This window comes from Klebsiella sp. RC2 (assembly GCF_014192815.1).
Lineage (GTDB): Bacteria > Pseudomonadota > Gammaproteobacteria > Enterobacterales > Enterobacteriaceae > Klebsiella > Klebsiella variicola.
In genome coordinates this window covers 202919-219191 of the sequence record NZ_JACHYL010000001.1, presented here as the reverse complement: position 1 = coordinate 219191, position 16273 = coordinate 202919, and the positions used below count along the sequence as shown (strand labels likewise).

Below are 16273 nucleotides of genomic sequence, written 5' to 3'. Positions count from 1 at the left end.
CGCCCGGCACGGCCGGGCGTCCGATTGCTGACCAGTAAGGAAAAAGCGTGGTTTTTCCTTACTGGTGGCTATCAGCCGAAAATCAATAAATTGATTTTCCCTGTTATTTTTCTGGTGCAATCTGCAAGCACAATGATTGCATGAGGTTTGTCATGAATCTCACGCCCGGCACGGCCGGGCGTGTGTTCTGATAGTAACTGTCAGGCTGGCACGTAGCTGATGGAGTGCTCCAGTGACTGGCTGTGACTGTCGATAAGCACGTTCCAGGTGCCGCTGTAGGGCACCGTCAGATAGGCGCTGTCCCGATCCTGCACGCTCAGAATATCCGCATGGCTATCGCCCGGGACCTTCGCGCTCATTAGATGAATATGGCAGCGCTCTGAACATCGCACCACCAGTGTGTCACCACCAAATAACGTCAAACTTGCTTTAACCATCGCCATTTTTGTACCCCGTTTCTGTCCCGCTACAGCATCCTGCCCACCCAGTCCTCGCGTGATATTGTTCACACTTTGCTCTGTGCATCACACCAAACGGCGCGGGCCGGGATGCTGATTTTGATCAAAAAAAGGGATAAAGATTAAACAAAAATGACGTTGTTCCTGAAAGCATTCAGCTAACGTTTTTTTTGTCTCTTCAAGCGCCAATACGTGACATTTCATCCCGTTCGACGGCCTACATTCAGAAGGTCAGCACTTTATCTGCCGCCAGCGTCCACTGGGCCAGCTCAACCAGAGTACCGACCTCCACGCCGTCAATCAGCGGTAGCGCGCTGACGCCGCGGCCGTCCGCGCAGGTTTTGCACAACTTCACCGGCACCTGCTGGGCGGTGAGGATCTCCAGCATCTGCTGCACATTGTATCCTTCCGCCGGCTTCTGCCCGCGCAGCCCGGCGGTGACGGCGTCGGACATCAGAAACAGCTTGAGATCGAGGTCGGACTGTTGCTCGCGCAGGGCAATGGCCAGGCGCAGGCTGTTGAACAGGGATTCGCTGCCATAGGCGGCGCCGTTGGCGATAATCACAATACGTTGCATACAAACTCCTTCTTAAAGGCACGGTTATTGCTTTACCGCAGTATAAAGCGTTAACCCGGAGGAGGGGTATGAATAATACGACTGGTCACGCGCACGATGAGACGGCCTGGCTGCAGCTGGCGCGTCGCCTGCAAAAACAACAGCTTCAGCAGCTTAGCCAACTGGGAGAACTGGCCAGCCAGCTCAGCGCGCTGGTGCATATGCTGCAGTGTGAGCGCGGGGCATCGAATATTTTTCTTTGCTCGGGCGGCCAACTGTATGCGGCGGAGTGTCGGGCGGGCGGGGCGCTGGTTGATGAGCGGTTAGCGCTGTTCTATGCCAGCCTCGAACGGGCACGTACGGTCGCCGGCAGCGCGCTGTGCTGGCGCATTGCCAGGGCGGTTGGCGATCTGCTGCAGCTTCCGGCGCTGCGTGAGCAGATCGCCCGCCGGCAGATTGCCGCGGAAGCCGCGACGGAGCAGTTCAGCCGTGTCATCCGCCATCTGCTGAATATCGTCCCGCAGCTCAATGACAGCATTGACGATCCGCCGGTGGCCGGCCGCATGGTCGCGCTGTACAGCTTTATGCAGGGTAAAGAGCTGGTGGGTCAGGAGCGCGCGCTGGGCGCTCTGGGCTTTACCCGCGGCGAGTTCAGCGACAGCCTGCGCCAGCAGCTGGTGGACCGTATTGACGGTCAGCAGCCCTGCTTCGACAGCTTTCAGGCGCTGGGCAGCCCGGCGACCGTCCAGCTGTTTATCACCCAATGCCAGGCCGGCCTGGACATTGAGCAGCTGCGGCGGATCGCCTGCACCCGCCAGCCGGCCGCCGACGGCGGGGAAACGGCGCTGCGCTGGTTTGGCCTGCAAACCCAGCGGCTTGAACACCTGCGCGAAGTGGAAGAGCAATTGATCGACGATCTACTGAACGCCACCGACACGCTGTTAGTGGACGACGCGCCTGGCTGGCTGCCCGGCGAGGAAGTCGATACCCTGACGCCGCATCTGGATAAACAGCTGCTGCCGCTGGTGCGCCAGCAGGCCTATGAGCTACAGCAGCTCTCCAGCCAGCTGGCCTCGCTGAAAGACGCGCTCGAAGAACGCAAGCTGATAGAAAAAGCGAAAAGCCTGCTGATGACGCACCAGGGAATGCAGGAGGAGCAGGCCTGGCAGACGCTGCGCAAGATGGCCATGGACAAAAACCAGCGCATGGTTGAGATAGCCCGCGCGCTGCTGATGGTGAAGGCGATTTGGCCGCTAACACCAAAGGAGTAGATGCACAATCGATGGGCATTCTTTGCCTGCCGGCGGTGCACTTTTACGTGAAAAACCGGCCAACGTTGGGAAAAAGCCTGCCAGCGCGCCATTGCCAAAGCTGGCATCCCGTTTGCATTACTTATTGAGTGAATAAAAGTCCGGACAACGAACCAATGGCGGTTCGGGTGTCCGTGGATAAAGGCGTCCTGCAGTGCGTATGCACTGTCGGACGCTTTTTTTTTGCGCGTGGTGGAGCGGATATGAGCGACAAGTTTTCAATTTCCCGGCGGCGCTTGCTGCAGGCAGGGGCCGCGCTGGGCGGCGCGATGCTGCTGCCGGGGGTGATGCAGGCCGCATGGGCCGGCGGATCGGACAAACCGGAGCAAACCCGCGTGCGGGTCGGATTTATTCCGCTGACCGATTGCGCGCCGCTGGCTATCGCCGCGGCGAAGGGGTTTGACAAAAAGTATGGCATCACCCTGGTGGCGAGTAAGGAAGCCAGCTGGGCGGCGGTGCGCGACAAGCTGGTGGCCGGCGAGCTGGACGCGGCGCATATTCTCTACGGCCTGCTGTACGGTCTTGAACTGGGGATCGCCAGCAAGCCGCAGGCGATGGCTAATCTGATGACCCTCAACCGCAATGGTCAGGCCATCACCCTCTCCGGTGAATTGCAGGAGAAAGGGGTAACCGACCTCGGCGGGCTGAAACGGCTGATCGACCGCAGCGCGCCGGGCAGCTACACCTTCGCCCATACCTTTCCCACCGGCACCCATGCCATGTGGCTCTACTACTGGCTGGCGAGCGCCGGCATCGATCCCTTTAACGATGTGCGCACCGTCGTGGTGCCGCCGCCGCAGATGGTGATGAACATGCGCATCGGCAATATGAGCGGCTTTTGCGTCGGCGAGCCGTGGAACGCGCGCGCCATTAACGACCGCATTGGCTTCACCGCGGCCACTTCCCAGGATATCTGGCCCGAGCATCCGGAAAAGGTGCTGGGCACCCGTCGCGACTGGGTGGAACGTAACCCGAACACCGCCCGCGCACTGGTGGCGGCCCTGATGGAGGCGCAGCGCTGGATCGCCGCCTCGCCGGAGAACACTCAGGAGACGGCCCGCCTGCTCGCCAGACGCGGCTGGCTCAATACCAAGGAACAGTACCTCACCGGCCGGATGCTGGGGGAGTATGACAACGGTCTCGGCCGCCGCTGGCAGGATGCCCATCCGATGCGCTTCTGGGCCGGGGGCGAGGTGAGTTTCCCCTGGCTGTCGGACGGAATGTGGTTCCTCACCCAGTTCCGCCGCTGGGGGTTGCTGAAGCAGGCTCCGGATTACCTCGCGGTGGCGTCGCGCATTAACCGCATCGACGTCTGGCAGGCTGCCGCCCAGGCGGTCGGCGGGATCAGCACCCCGGCAGCCACGATGCGTAACAGCACACTGATGGACGGTACGGTCTGGAACGGGTCTGACCCGGAAGGCTACGCCCGCCATTTTGCCATTCAACGTAAGGGGGCATGAGATGAAGCAGGCACAACGTAAGCAACCGGTCGTCAGCGTGGAGAACGCGCCTGGCGAAGTGATTATCCTGCCGCCGGTGCAGGTCCGGCGCACCACGCCAACCGTCACGCGCTGGCTGCGTGAGCTCATTCAGCGCCTGCTGCCCCCGCTGTTGGGGTTGGGGGTGCTGCTGCTGGCCTGGCAGCTGGCGGCGATGCACAGCAAAGGTTTTCCCACGCCGCTGAGCACGCTGGACTCGGCGCTGACACTGTTTGCCGATCCGTTCTATCAGGACGGGCCCAATGACATGGGCATCGGCTGGAACGTGCTGGCCTCCCTGCAGCGCGTGGCGGTGGGCTTCGGCCTGGCGGCGCTGGCGGGCATTCCGCTGGGGTTTTTGATCGGCCGTTCGCTGTTCTTCGCCCGCATGTTTAATCCGCTGATTGCCCTGCTGCGCCCGGTCAGCCCGCTGGCCTGGCTGCCGATTGGCCTGCTGCTGTTCCAGAAGGCGGAGCCGGCCTCCAGCTGGACCATTTTTATCTGCTCCATCTGGCCGATGGTGATCAACACCGCGGAAGGCGTGCGGCGGATCCCGCAGGACTATCTCAATGTCGCCCGCGTCCTCCAGCTCTCGGAGTGGACGGTGATGCGCAAAATTCTCTTTCCGGCAGTGCTGCCGGCGGTGCTCACCGGCGTGCGTCTCTCCATCGGCATCGCCTGGCTGGTGATCGTGGCGGCGGAAATGCTCACCGGCGGGCTGGGGATCGGCTTCTGGATCTGGAACGAGTGGAACAACCTCAATGTGGAAAACATCATCATCGCCATCGTCATTATCGGCGTCGTCGGCCTGCTGCTGGAGCAGGGTCTGATGCTGCTCGCCCGCCGCTTTAGCTGGCAGGACAAATAAGGAGCCAACATGAAACCATTAATTCAGGTGCAGGCCGTCAGCCAGCGCTTTAACACCGCCAGCGGCGAGTTCCTGGCGCTGCAGAATGTTTCCTTCGATATCGTCGAAGGGGAGACCATCAGTCTGATCGGCCACTCGGGCTGCGGAAAATCGACCCTGCTGAATCTGATCGCCGGGATCACGACGCCCACCGAGGGCGGACTGCTGTGCGATAACCGGGAAATCGCCGGGCCCGGGCCGGAGCGGGCGGTGGTTTTCCAGAACCACTCGCTACTGCCGTGGCTGAGCTGTTTCGATAATGTGGCGCTGGCGGTGGATCAGGTGTTCCGTCGCACCATGAGCAAGAGTGAGCGCCGGGAGTGGATCGAACACAACCTGGCGCGCGTGCAGATGGGGCATGCGCTGCACAAACGGCCCGGGGAGATCTCCGGCGGTATGAAGCAGCGGGTAGGTATCGCCCGGGCGCTGGCGATGAAGCCGAAGGTGCTGTTGCTTGATGAGCCCTTCGGCGCCCTGGACGCGCTGACCCGCGCTCACCTTCAGGACACGGTGATGCATATCCAGCAGGAGCTTAATACCACCATCGTCATGATCACCCACGACGTTGATGAAGCGGTGCTGCTCTCGGATCGGGTGCTGATGATGACCAACGGTCCGGCGGCGACGGTCGGCGAGATCCTCGCGGTCGATCTGCCGCGTCCGCGTCACCGCGTTCAGCTGGCGGACGACAGCCGGTATCACCATCTGCGCCAGCAGATCCTGCATTTTTTGTATGAAAAACAGCCGAAAGCGGCGTGAGGAGGCGGTCATGACGCGGCGACTGGTGGTGATCGGTAACGGCATGGCGGCCACCCGACTGGTGCAGCGACTGGTTGAGCGCGACCCCGCGCAGTTTGCCATTACTGTCGTCGGCGACGAGCCGCATCCGGCCTATAACCGCATTCAGCTCTCGCCGCTGCTGGCTGGCGAAAAAACGGCGGCGCAGCTCCCATTGTTGCCGGCGGAGTGGTACACCCGGCACGGGGTGTGCCTGCGGTCCGGCGAGGCGGTCGATGAAGTCGATGTTGAGCAACGGCGGCTGCGCATCGCGGAAACCTGGCTACCGTGGGACGAGCTGGTGTTCGCCACCGGTTCGCGGCCCTTTATCCCGCCGCTGCCGGGCCGTGATCGTCCGCAGGTTATCCCCTTCCGCACCCTGGCGGACGTGGAACGTATTTTGGCGATACCCGGGCCGGCGGTGGTGATTGGCGGTGGGGTTCTGGGTGTGGAAGCGGCGGCGGCGCTGCGTCGCCACGGCGGGGAGGTCACTCTTCTGCATCGCGGCAGCGGATTAATGGCGCCGCTGACCGACGCTTTTGCCGCCGATGAGCTCAGGCAGCAGCTTGAAGCGCGCGGCATCCGCTGTGTGCTGGAATGCCGGATCGCCGCCATCGAAGAGGATGGCGTGCGGCTGGCGGACGGGCGCGCTTTCCGTGCCGCCAGAGTGGTGCTGGCCGCCGGCGTGCAGCCTAACAGCCGTCTGGCGGCGCAGAGCGGCGTGCTGTGTCAGCGGGGGATCGTGGTTGACCGCCAGATGGCCGCCTCGCTGCCGGGGATCAGCGCCGTCGGGGAATGTTGCGAAATTGACGGCCAGACCTGGGGGCTGGTGGCTCCCTGCCTGCGCCAGGCCGAGGTACTGGCGGATCGCCTGTGCGGCGCCCCCGGTGAGGGCTTTGTCTGGCAGGACGCCGGGACCCGCCTGAAGGTTACCGGCATTGAACTCTTTAGCGTCGGGGAGCAGCAGGCCGGCGAACAGGATGACATCTATACCAGCTGGGACCCCATCGATCGCCACTACCGTCGCCTGCTGCTGCGCGACGGCCGCCTGCGCGGCGTGCTGCTGATGGGCGACTGCACCGCCGCCGCCGCGCTCACCGCGCGCCTGGAAAGCGACGAGCCCGCCACCGCGGACTGGCTTTTTGACCCCTCTTCAACGCAGCCGCAGGCTGCAGGAATAATGACGATGACGAAACCTGTATTAGTGCTGGTGGGACATGGCATGGTCGGCCACCATTTTCTCGAACAATGCGTGAGCCGCAACCTGCATCAGCAATATCGAATCGTGGTGTTTGGCGAAGAGCGTTACGCCGCCTACGACCGGGTCCATCTCTCCGAATATTTCGCCGGGCGCAGCGCTCAATCGCTGTCGCTGGTGGCCGATGATTTCTTTCACCAGCACGGCATCGAACTCCGCCTCGGCGAGGCGGTGGCGACGATCGACCGCGACGCGCGGCTGGTGCGAGACGCCGAGGGACATGAAACCCACTGGGATAAACTGGTGCTGGCGACCGGCTCCTATCCCTTTGTTCCGCCGATCCCTGGCAACGATCTCGACGGGTGCTTTGTCTACCGCACTCTTGACGATCTCGACCGTATCGCCGCCCATGCCGCCGCGGCGAAGACCGGAGTGGTTATCGGCGGCGGCCTGCTCGGGCTGGAGGCGGCTAACGCCCTGAAACAGCTGGGGCTGGACACGCACGTAGTGGAGTTTGCCCCGAACCTGATGGCCGTCCAGCTGGATAACGGCGGGGCGGCGATGCTGCGGGAGAAGATCGTCGCCCTCGGCGTGGGGGTGCATACCAGCAAAGCGACCACCGCCATCGTGCGCGAGGCCGACGGCCTGCGGCTGAACTTTGCCGACGGCGGCGCGCTGCGGACCGACATGGTGGTCTTCTCGGCGGGGATCCGTCCGCAGGACGCGCTGGCCCGCGGTTGCATGCTGCAGGTGGGCGAACGCGGGGGCATTCACATCGACGGCCAGTGCCGCACCTCTGACCCGGACGTGCTGGCGATAGGCGAATGCGCCCTGTGGGACAATAAAATTTACGGTCTGGTGGCGCCGGGCTATCAGATGGCGCGTATCGCCGCGGCCACCCTCGCGGGAGAAGACGCCTGCTTTAGCGGCGCCGACATGAGTACCAAACTGAAGCTGCTGGGGGTGGACGTCGCCTCATTTGGCGATGCGCAGGGGCGTACGCCGGGCTGCCAGAGCTATCAATGGACCGATGGTCCGCAGCAGGTGTACAAAAAAATCGTCGTCAGTCAGGACGGCAAAACCCTGCTTGGCGGCGTGCTGGTGGGGGAGGCCAGCGACTATGCCACGCTGCTGCAGATGATGCTGAACGGCATGGCGCTGCCGCCGCGTCCGGAGAGCCTGATCCTGCCCGCGCTGGAGGGCGCCGCGCCGAAGGCGCTCGGCGTCGCGGCGCTGCCCGATAGCGCGCCGATCTGCTCCTGCCATAATGTCAGCAAAGGCGATATCTGCCAGGCGGTGAACAATGGGGCGGGGGATATGGCGGCGATAAAAAGCTGCACCAGAGCGGCCACCGGCTGCGGCGGCTGCAGCGCGCTGGTGAAACAGGTGATGGAGTACCAGCTGGCGGAGCAGGGCGTCGAAGTGAAAAAAGACGTCTGCGAGCATTTCCCGTGGTCGCGCCAGGAGATCTACCACCTGGTACGGGTCAATCATATCCATACCTTCGAGCAGCTGATTAGCCGCTACGGCCAGGGGCACGGCTGTGATGTCTGCAAACCGCTGGTGGCCTCGGTGCTGGCTTCCTGCTGGAACGAGTACCTGCTGAAGCCGGCGCACCTGCCGCTGCAGGATACCAACGACCGCTATTTCGCCAACATTCAGAAGGACGGAACCTATTCGGTGGTGCCGCGGATGGCGGCGGGGGAAGTGACGCCGGACGGGCTGATCGCTATCGGGCAGATCGCCAAACGTTACCAGCTCTACAGCAAAGTGACCGGCGGCCAGCGTATCGATCTGTTTGGCGCGCGGCTGGAACAGCTGCCGGCTATCTGGCGCGAGCTGGCCGACGCCGGGTTTGAAACCGGCCACGCCTACGGCAAGTCGCTGCGCACGGTGAAATCCTGCGTCGGCTCAACCTGGTGTCGCTACGGCGTGCAGGACTCCACCGGGCTCGCCGTGCGGCTCGAGCATCGCTATAAAGGGCTGCGCGCCCCGCACAAAATCAAGATGGCGGTCTCCGGCTGCACCCGCGAATGTGCCGAAGCCCAGGGAAAAGATATCGGAGTGATTGCCACCGATAAAGGCTGGAATCTGTACGTCTGCGGCAACGGCGGGATGAAACCGCGTCACGCCGACCTGTTTGCCAGCGATCTCGACGAAGCGACGCTGATCCGCAGCATCGATCGTCTGCTGATGTTCTATATCCGTACCGCCGATCGCCTGCAGCGGACCAGCACCTGGATGGATAACCTGGAGGGCGGCGTCGCCTATCTGCGGCAGGTGGTGCTGGAGGATAGTCTCGGCATTGGCGAGGAGCTGGAGCAGGAGATGGCCCGGATCGTCGACAGCTACCAGTGCGAGTGGCAGACCACCCTCAACGATCCGCAGCGTCTGGCGCTGTTCCGCTCCTTCGTGAACAGCGACCAGCCGGACGAGGCGGTGCAGCGCCACGAGCTGCGTGGTCAGCCGCAGCTGTTGCTGACTGAGACGTTGCCCGAGGGCGAACTCCCATCCCGGCCGTGGCAGGCGGTATGCGACCTTGACGCCATCCCGGCGCAGGCGGGGATCGGCGCCCGCTTAGGGGAGCGGCAGATTGCCCTGTTCCGCTTTGGCGATCGGGTCTACGCCCTGGACAACCGCGAGCCGGGCAGCGCGGCCAACGTGCTGTCACGCGGGCTGTTAGGGGACGTCGGCGGCGAGCCGGTGGTGATCTCCCCGCTGTACAAACAGCGGATCCGCCTGCGCGACGGCTGGCCGTGCGACGGCAGTGAACAGGCGGTACGCGCCTGGCCGGTGAAAGTGGAAAACGGCAAAGTGTGGGTGGGCAGCCAGCAGCTGCTGGCCCGAGCGGAGGCCTCCTGATGCAGACCATCCGAACGACCTGCCCCTACTGCGGCGTAGGCTGCGGGGTGCTGGCGAGCGTGGACGATGCGGGGCAGGTGAGCGTGCGCGGCGACGATCAGCACCCGGCCAACCTCGGCCGCCTGTGCGTCAAAGGGGCGGCCCTCGGGGAGACCACGGGCCTGGCGGGGCGGCTGCTGGCGCCGGAGGTGGACGGCCAGCAGGTAGCCTGGCCTCAGGCGCTGGCGGAGACCGCTGCGCGCCTGCAACAGGTTATCGACCAGCACGGCCCGCAGGCGGTGGCCTTCTACGCCTCTGGCCAGCTGTTAACCGAGGATTACTATGCCGCCAACAAGCTGATGAAGGGATTTATCGGCGCGGCGAACATCGACACCAATTCGCGGCTGTGCATGTCGTCGGCGGTGACCGGCTACAAACGGGCCTTTGGCGCCGATGTGGTGCCCTGTAGCTATGAGGATGTGGAAAACAGCGATCTGGTGGTGCTGGTCGGCTCGAACGCCGCCTGGGCGCACCCGGTGCTGTTCCAGCGGCTGGCGCAGGCGAAGCGGGATAATCCCCGACTGCGGATCGTGGTGATCGACCCCCGGCGCACCGCCACCTGCGAGATCGCCGACCGCCATCTGGCGCTGGCCCCGGGGAGCGACGGTGGGCTGTTCGTGGGGCTGCTTAACGCCGTGGCGCAGGCCGGAGCCTGCATCGACGGCTTTCGCGATGGCTCACAGGCGCTGGCCGAGGCGAGAGGCTGGGACGTGGCGACGGTAGCGGATTTTTGCGGCCTGACTGTCGATGAGGTGGCGGCCTTCTATCGCGAGTTTATCGCCGCCCCGCGGGCGATCACCCTCTACACCATGGGAATCAATCAATCCGCCAGCGGCAGCGACAAATGTAACGCCATCATCAACGTCCATCTGGCCAGCGGGAAGTATGGCCGCCCCGGCTGCGGCCCCTTTTCGCTGACCGGTCAACCCAACGCCATGGGCGGCCGCGAAGTCGGCGGGCTGGCGACGATGCTGGCGGCGCACATGGATTTTGTGCCAGACGATCTGCAGCGGCTGGCCCGCTTCTGGGGCACGGAACGGCTGGCGCAGACCCCGGGACTGACCGCCGTGGAGCTGTTTGCCGCCATTGGCCGCGGCGAGGTGAAAGCGGTGTGGATCATGGGCACCAACCCGGTGGTGTCGCTCCCTGACAGCCACGCGGTGAGCCAGGCGCTGGCCGCCTGTCCGCTGGTGATCGTCTCGGATGTCGCCGCCCAGACCGATACCGGACATTTCGCCCACATCCGCTTTCCGGCGCTGGCCTGGGGCGAGAAGAATGGCACGGTCACCAACTCGGAGCGGCGGATCTCCCGTCAGCGCAGCTTTCTGCCGCCGCCGGGAGAGGCGAAAGCGGACTGGTGGATCATCGCCAGAGTGGGGCAGGCGCTGGGGTATCGCGAGGCGTTTGCCTGGCAGCATCCGCATGACGTCTTCCGCGAGCATGCGGCGCTGTCCGGTTTCGAAAACGACGGTCAGCGGGCCTTTGATATCGGCGCGCTGGCGGATCTCAGCCGTGAGGCGTGGGACGCCATGGCGCCGGTGCGCTGGCCGGTCAGCCGCAGCGAGGCCGCCTGGGATATCGCGCGCGGCTGGCATGGCGATGGCAGGCTGCGGATGGTGCCGGTGACGCCTCAACCGACCCGGGCGACAACCGATGTCTTTTATCCGCTGATCCTCAACAGCGGGCGGATCCGCGATCAGTGGCACACCATGACCCGTACCGGCACGGTGCCGCGGCTGATGCAGCACATCGCGGAGCCGGTGGTGGAGGTGGCGCCGCAGGATGCCGTTCGCTACCAGCTTCCCGCCGACGGGCTGGCGCGGATCTGGTCGCGGCATGGGGTGATGGTGGCGAAAGTGACGATCAGTGAAGGGCAGCGCCCCGGCTCGCTGTTTGTTCCGATGCACTGGAACAATCAGTTTGCCCGTCAGGGGCGGGTGAATAACCTGCTGGCCGCCGTCACCGACCCGTATTCCGGCCAGCCGGAAAGTAAACAGGCGGCGGTGGCCATCGCCGCCTGGCAACCGGCCTGGCACAGCGAGCTGCTTTGTCGCGAACCGCTGCCGTTTCCAGCGGCCTGGCACTGGCGGCGGCGGGCAGCGCCTGGCGTGCTGCACTATTCGCTGGCCGGGGAGGCGTCTGCCCGACAGTGGATCAGCGCGTGGTGCGCCCGGCGCGGCTGGCAGCTACAGGTGGCTGACGGCGGCGCGGTATGGAACCTGCTGGCCTGGCATCAGGGGAGTCTGATGCTCGGCTGGTGGAGCGATGCGCGCGAGCCGGCGGTGGATAGCGTATGGATAAGCGCCGCCTTTGCCGCGCCGCCGTCCGATGCCGTCCAGCGACATGCGTTGCTTAGCGGCCGACCGGGCGCCGCCGTCGCCCCGCGGGGGCGGATCGTCTGTAGCTGCTTTGGCGTGGGGGAACGGTCAATTAACGAGGCTATCGCCAGCGGCTGCGCCAGCGTCGGGGCGCTGGGTGGAAAGCTGAAATGCGGGACCAACTGCGGCTCCTGCGTGCCGGAACTCAACGCGCTGCTGGCGGCGCAACGAACCCGAACCCAGGCGTAACGGTGGCGCGCAGCGACGGCTCCGGTTGGGCGACACCTTGCCCAACCGGTCTCAGTATATTCCTGGAATTGCCCACAGGGCTGCGGGAGCAGGGAAAAAACGATAAACTATCATTTCTTCCCATTTTTGTGAGCCTGCTCAAAATCTGTTGATGCCTGTGTCCTTCCGTTTGTTGCCAACGTTGACCTTTCTCCTGCTGCTGCCGGGCGTTCCCGTCTGGGCGCTGACCGCCAGCGACACCACTCGCCCCACGCCAGCGCAAGATCCGCTGCCCGATATGGGGATTGCTCCCCAGGTCGATGACGACGCCCGGCACTTTGCTGAGGTGGCGAAGAAGTTTGGCGAGGCCAGCATGAGCGATAACGGCCTGACGGCGGGCGAGCAGGCGCAGCTGTTCGCCATCAGTAAAATCGGCAATGAAGTGAGCCATCAGCTGGAGAGCTGGCTCTCGCCGTGGGGCAACGCCAATGTCGACCTGCTGGTCGATAAAGAGGGCAAATTCACCGGCAGTAAAGGGAGCTGGTTCGTGCCGTTGCAGGATAACGACCGTTACCTGACGTGGAACCAGTATTCGGTGACCCGGCGCGAGAACGATCTGGTGGGCAACATCGGGCTTGGTCAGCGCTGGCGGGTCGGCGGCTGGCTGCTGGGCTATAACTCGTTTTACGACAAAGTGTTGAGCGAAAGCCTGGCGCGCGGCAGCGTCGGCGCGGAGGCGTGGGGAGAATATCTTCGCCTGTCGGCAAACTATTACCATCCGCTGGGCGACTGGCAACTGCGCGATAATCAGACTCAGGAGCAGCGGATGGCCGCGGGGTATGACGTCACCGCCCAGGCGCGGCTACCGTTCTACCAGCACATTAATACCAGCGTCAGCGTCGAACAGTACTTCGGCGATAGCGTCGATCTTTTTCACACCGGTACCGGCTACCATAACCCGGTAGCCGTCTCCGTTGGGCTCAATTACACCCCGGTCCCGCTGGTCACCGTTACCGCTAAGCATAAGCAGGGGGAAAATGGTGTCAGCCAGAACAATGTGGGCCTGAAGCTAAACTATCGCTTTGGCGTCCCCCTTAAGCAGCAGCTGGCCGCAGACGAGGTAGCGATCAGCAATTCGCTGCGCGGGAGCCGCTTCGATAGTCCGGAGCGGGATAATCTGCCGGTGGTGGAGTATCGTCAGCGCAAAAATCTGACGGTCTATCTGGCCACGCCGCCCTGGGATCTGCAGTCCGGGGAGACGGTGCAGTTGAAGCTGCAGATCCATAGTCTGCATGGCATCAAGGCGCTGCACTGGCAGGGTGACACCCTGGCCCTCAGCCTGACGCCGCCGGTGGATGCCAGCAGCGCGGATGGCTGGAGCGTGATCATGCCGGTGTGGAACAGTGAACCGGGCGCCGCGAACCGCTGGCGCCTGTCGGTGGTGGTGGAGGATAAACAGGGGCAGCGCGTCTCCTCCAATGAGATCGCTCTGGCGCTGACCGAGCCGCTGGTCAAGTTCACCACGCCTGGCGTCTCCTGGACGGACTCGCCTTAGAAAATTCGCTCCTGGTGGACCCATACCGCGGCTTCCACCCGGGATTTGAGCTTCATTTTCTTCAGCATGTGCTTCACGTGTACTTTGACGGTGCTTTCGGTGATATCCAGGCGACGGGCGATCATTTTGTTCGGTAGTCCCTGGGCGATCAGCTTGAGGATGTCGCGCTCGCGCGGGGTCAACTGGCTGATGTCGCGATCGGAGGTGGCGCGGTTGGCGCGCAGGCTGGCGGCCAGCACCGGGGTTAACGCTTCGCTTAATACCATCTCTCCGGCGGCGGCCTGCTGCAGCGCTTTCAGCAGATCTTCCGGCTCCATATCTTTCAGCAGATAGCCATCGGCGCCGCGCTTCAGGGCGGTGACAACGTCCTCTTCATGGTTGGAGACGCTAAAGACCACCACCCGGCCAGAAAGGGATTTCTCACGCAGTTTGTCCAGCGTTTCCAGGCCATTCATGCCCGGCATATTGAGGTCGAGCAGGATCAGGTCCGGATCCAGCGATTCCGCCAGCTCGATACCTTGCGCGCCATTGCTGGCCTCGCCAATCACCTGGATGTCCGGCGCCATGCTGATCAACTGTTTCACGCCGGTGCGCAGCATCGGATGGTCGTCAATGAGAAGGATGGTTGCCCGTTCCTGTTGACTCATGGGGGTCTCCTTATTGGATGGAAAACGTTTTTTCCGGGATAAACGTGACGATCACTTCGGTTCCGCCGGTTTCCCGGCGTCGTACCTGACAGTCACCGCGCAAGCTCTGGGCGCGATCCCGCATAATAATTAAACCGTAATGGTTACTCCGCTCGGCGTGATCCGGCACGCCGCGGCCGTTATCCGCCACCACCAGACGGACCTGATTATCGCGTTGTGACACCGTCACGGTCACTTCCGTCGCGCTGGCATGCTTCAGGGCGTTGCTTAACGCTTCGCGGGCGATCTGCAGCAGGTGAATGGCCTGATGCGACGGTACAAAGCGCGGCGGAAGCTGATAATCAAGCTGTACCGTAAAGCCGAAGTGGGCGCTGTACTCCTGACAGCTGGCCTCCAGCGCCGGGCGCAGTCCCGGCTCGGTCAGCTGCAGGCGGAAGGTGGTTAACAGCTCGCGCAGCTGGGCCCAGGAGGTATTCAGCTCGTTGCGTATCTGCCCCAGCAGCTGGCGGCTCTCCGCCGGTAAGGCGTCGCCCTGCATCTGCAGACAGCTGACCTGCATCTTCATACAGGACAGCGACTGGGCGATGGAGTCGTGCAGCTCGCGGGCGATAGTGGCCCGCTCTTCCATGACGATCAGCTGCTGCTGTTTCTCCTGATGGCGGTCCAGCGCCAGGGTACTGGTCAGTTGTTCCACCAGAGTGTCCACCAGCTGCTGCTGGTCGTGGCTGAGATGGCGGCCAACCGGCAGCGTCGCCAGCAGAATGCCGTACTGATTATGCGCATCCGATAGCCGCCACTTCAGCGTTGTTCCGCCATCCGGCAGCGGCGGCAGATTGCGTGGACAGAGGTAGCAGCCTTTATCATCACACTCATCATCCGAGTGGCAGGTAAACTCCTGGTGATTATCTTCGTCTTCCAGGTCGTAAACCCGTACCTCGATATCGCGCAGCAGCGTCAGCCCCTGCAGGCCATTCAGTACCGGTGAAATCCGCTCGCAGAGCGGGGCGCTGGCATGCAGCCGGCGATTGGCCTGCCATAAGAAAGCAAGGATCTCGTTCTTCTGTTCCAGCCCGGCGGTCTTCTCCTGCACCCGCCGCTCGAGCACCGCGTAGCTTTCCGCCAGCTCTTCCGACATGTTATTCAGCGCCATGCCGAGGGTCGCCATTTCGTTACGCCCGCTGATGTGCGCCCGCTGGGTGAAATCGCGCTGGCTGACCGCCCGCGCCATGCCCAGCAGCTGTTTCCACGGCCGCAGCAGGCGCGCGCGTAACCAGATGATGGTAAAAATCAGCAGCAGTGCCATACCAATGGCGAGAATGCGATGGATCCAGACTACCCGCTCGATACGCTGCTCGGTGGTGTGGTCGAATGCGGTGACCAGCTGGTCGATACGATCGACAAAGTCGGCGACATCCTGGGCCACTTCAGCCTGGTTAACCGCACGCTGCATGCCGGGGGCCAGCGCCTGCTGCCAGTATTGCTGCAGCGCTTTTAACTGTTGTTCCTGGCCGTCGCGGCGGGCGGAATTCTGCAGCTCGGGGCTGAAGACGGTGGCGGTCATGTCCGCCACCAGCTTTTGATCGTTTTCATTCAGCGGGATCGCCGCCAGCAGCCGGTAGCTTTGCATACGCAATGAACCGGCCTTGTTAATCGCGTGGGCGCTGCCCTGGACGCCGTTCACCAGACGCGCGGAGATCGCCATGCCGGCGACGCCAATAATGGTGGCGAGCAGCACGATTAACGCCAGTTGATTGACCAGCGTCAGCGGAGTAAAAAGACGTTTTAACATGGAATGCGTGGCTCCTGACCGGTGATCTCTCCGGGAGTGGCGCTTATTCTCGGCTATCCCCTGGAGTATACCCATACCCCTAAAGAGTTACTCCTTAATTGTCGGTGGTAGGCGCTATTGGGGGTGGGGTTATACGCAACCCGGCAGCCGC

Annotated in this window: 11 protein-coding genes; 7 read left to right on the top strand and 4 right to left on the bottom strand. The window is 63.3% G+C overall.

Features of this window, described 5'->3' with window-relative positions; all coding sequences use genetic code 11:
- Nucleotides 1-200: 200 nt before the first annotated feature.
- Nucleotides 201-443: a DUF1883 domain-containing protein gene (locus FHW76_RS01040; protein ID WP_002910387.1), complete on the bottom strand. Its 243-nt coding sequence runs from the start codon at nt 441-443 to the stop codon at nt 201-203.
- 238 nt (nt 444-681) lie between these two features.
- The gene (locus FHW76_RS01035; protein ID WP_012541343.1) at nt 682-1035 is read right to left on the bottom strand and encodes a DsrE/DsrF/TusD sulfur relay family protein; all 354 of its coding nucleotides are present in this window, start codon (nt 1033-1035) and stop codon (nt 682-684) included.
- A gap of 68 nt (nt 1036-1103) precedes the next feature.
- Here FHW76_RS01035 and nasR point away from each other — a divergent pair, with 68 nt between their 5' ends.
- The 7 genes from nasR to FHW76_RS01000 all read left to right on the top strand — a co-directional run bounded on the left by nasR (nt 1104) and on the right by FHW76_RS01000 (nt 13686).
- On the top strand, nt 1104-2285 hold the full coding sequence (nasR, locus tag FHW76_RS01030) for a nitrate regulatory protein NasR (protein ID WP_012967812.1): 1182 nt from the start codon (nt 1104-1106) through the stop codon (nt 2283-2285).
- Nucleotides 2286-2527: 242 nt separating this feature from the next.
- On the top strand, nt 2528-3784 hold the full coding sequence (locus FHW76_RS01025) for a CmpA/NrtA family ABC transporter substrate-binding protein (RefSeq protein WP_032432117.1): 1257 nt from the start codon (nt 2528-2530) through the stop codon (nt 3782-3784).
- Between the two features lies 1 nt (nt 3785).
- Nucleotides 3786-4670, top strand: coding sequence for a nitrate ABC transporter permease (gene ntrB, locus FHW76_RS01020; protein ID WP_008804396.1), 885 nt, complete (start codon nt 3786-3788; stop codon nt 4668-4670).
- Nucleotides 4671-4679: 9 nt separating this feature from the next.
- A complete protein-coding gene (locus FHW76_RS01015; protein ID WP_004145418.1) occupies nt 4680-5468 on the top strand; it encodes an ABC transporter ATP-binding protein in 789 nt (262 codons plus the stop codon).
- A gap of 10 nt (nt 5469-5478) precedes the next feature.
- Complete coding sequence (gene nirB, locus FHW76_RS01010) at nt 5479-9546, top strand: nitrite reductase large subunit NirB (protein ID WP_110184951.1); 4068 nt, start codon at nt 5479-5481, stop codon at nt 9544-9546.
- Nucleotides 9546-12152, top strand: coding sequence for a nitrate reductase (locus FHW76_RS01005; protein WP_032741177.1), 2607 nt, complete (start codon nt 9546-9548; stop codon nt 12150-12152). Before nirB ends, FHW76_RS01005 begins: the two co-directional genes overlap by 1 nt.
- Before the next feature lie 151 nt (nt 12153-12303).
- A complete protein-coding gene (locus tag FHW76_RS01000; RefSeq protein ID WP_183476142.1) occupies nt 12304-13686 on the top strand; it encodes a YchO/YchP family invasin in 1383 nt (460 codons plus the stop codon).
- Here FHW76_RS01000 and narL read toward each other — a convergent pair.
- Both narL and narX read right to left on the bottom strand, forming a co-directional pair.
- Nucleotides 13683-14333, bottom strand: a complete 651-nt coding sequence (gene narL, locus FHW76_RS00995; RefSeq protein ID WP_002910198.1) for a two-component system response regulator NarL — start codon at nt 14331-14333, stop codon at nt 13683-13685. The genes FHW76_RS01000 and narL overlap by 4 nt on opposite strands.
- Before the next feature lie 10 nt (nt 14334-14343).
- Nucleotides 14344-16122 (bottom strand): nitrate/nitrite two-component system sensor histidine kinase NarX, encoded by a 1779-nt coding sequence (narX, locus tag FHW76_RS00990; protein ID WP_008804401.1) that lies wholly within the window; start codon nt 16120-16122, stop codon nt 14344-14346.
- Nucleotides 16123-16273 lie beyond the last annotated feature (151 nt).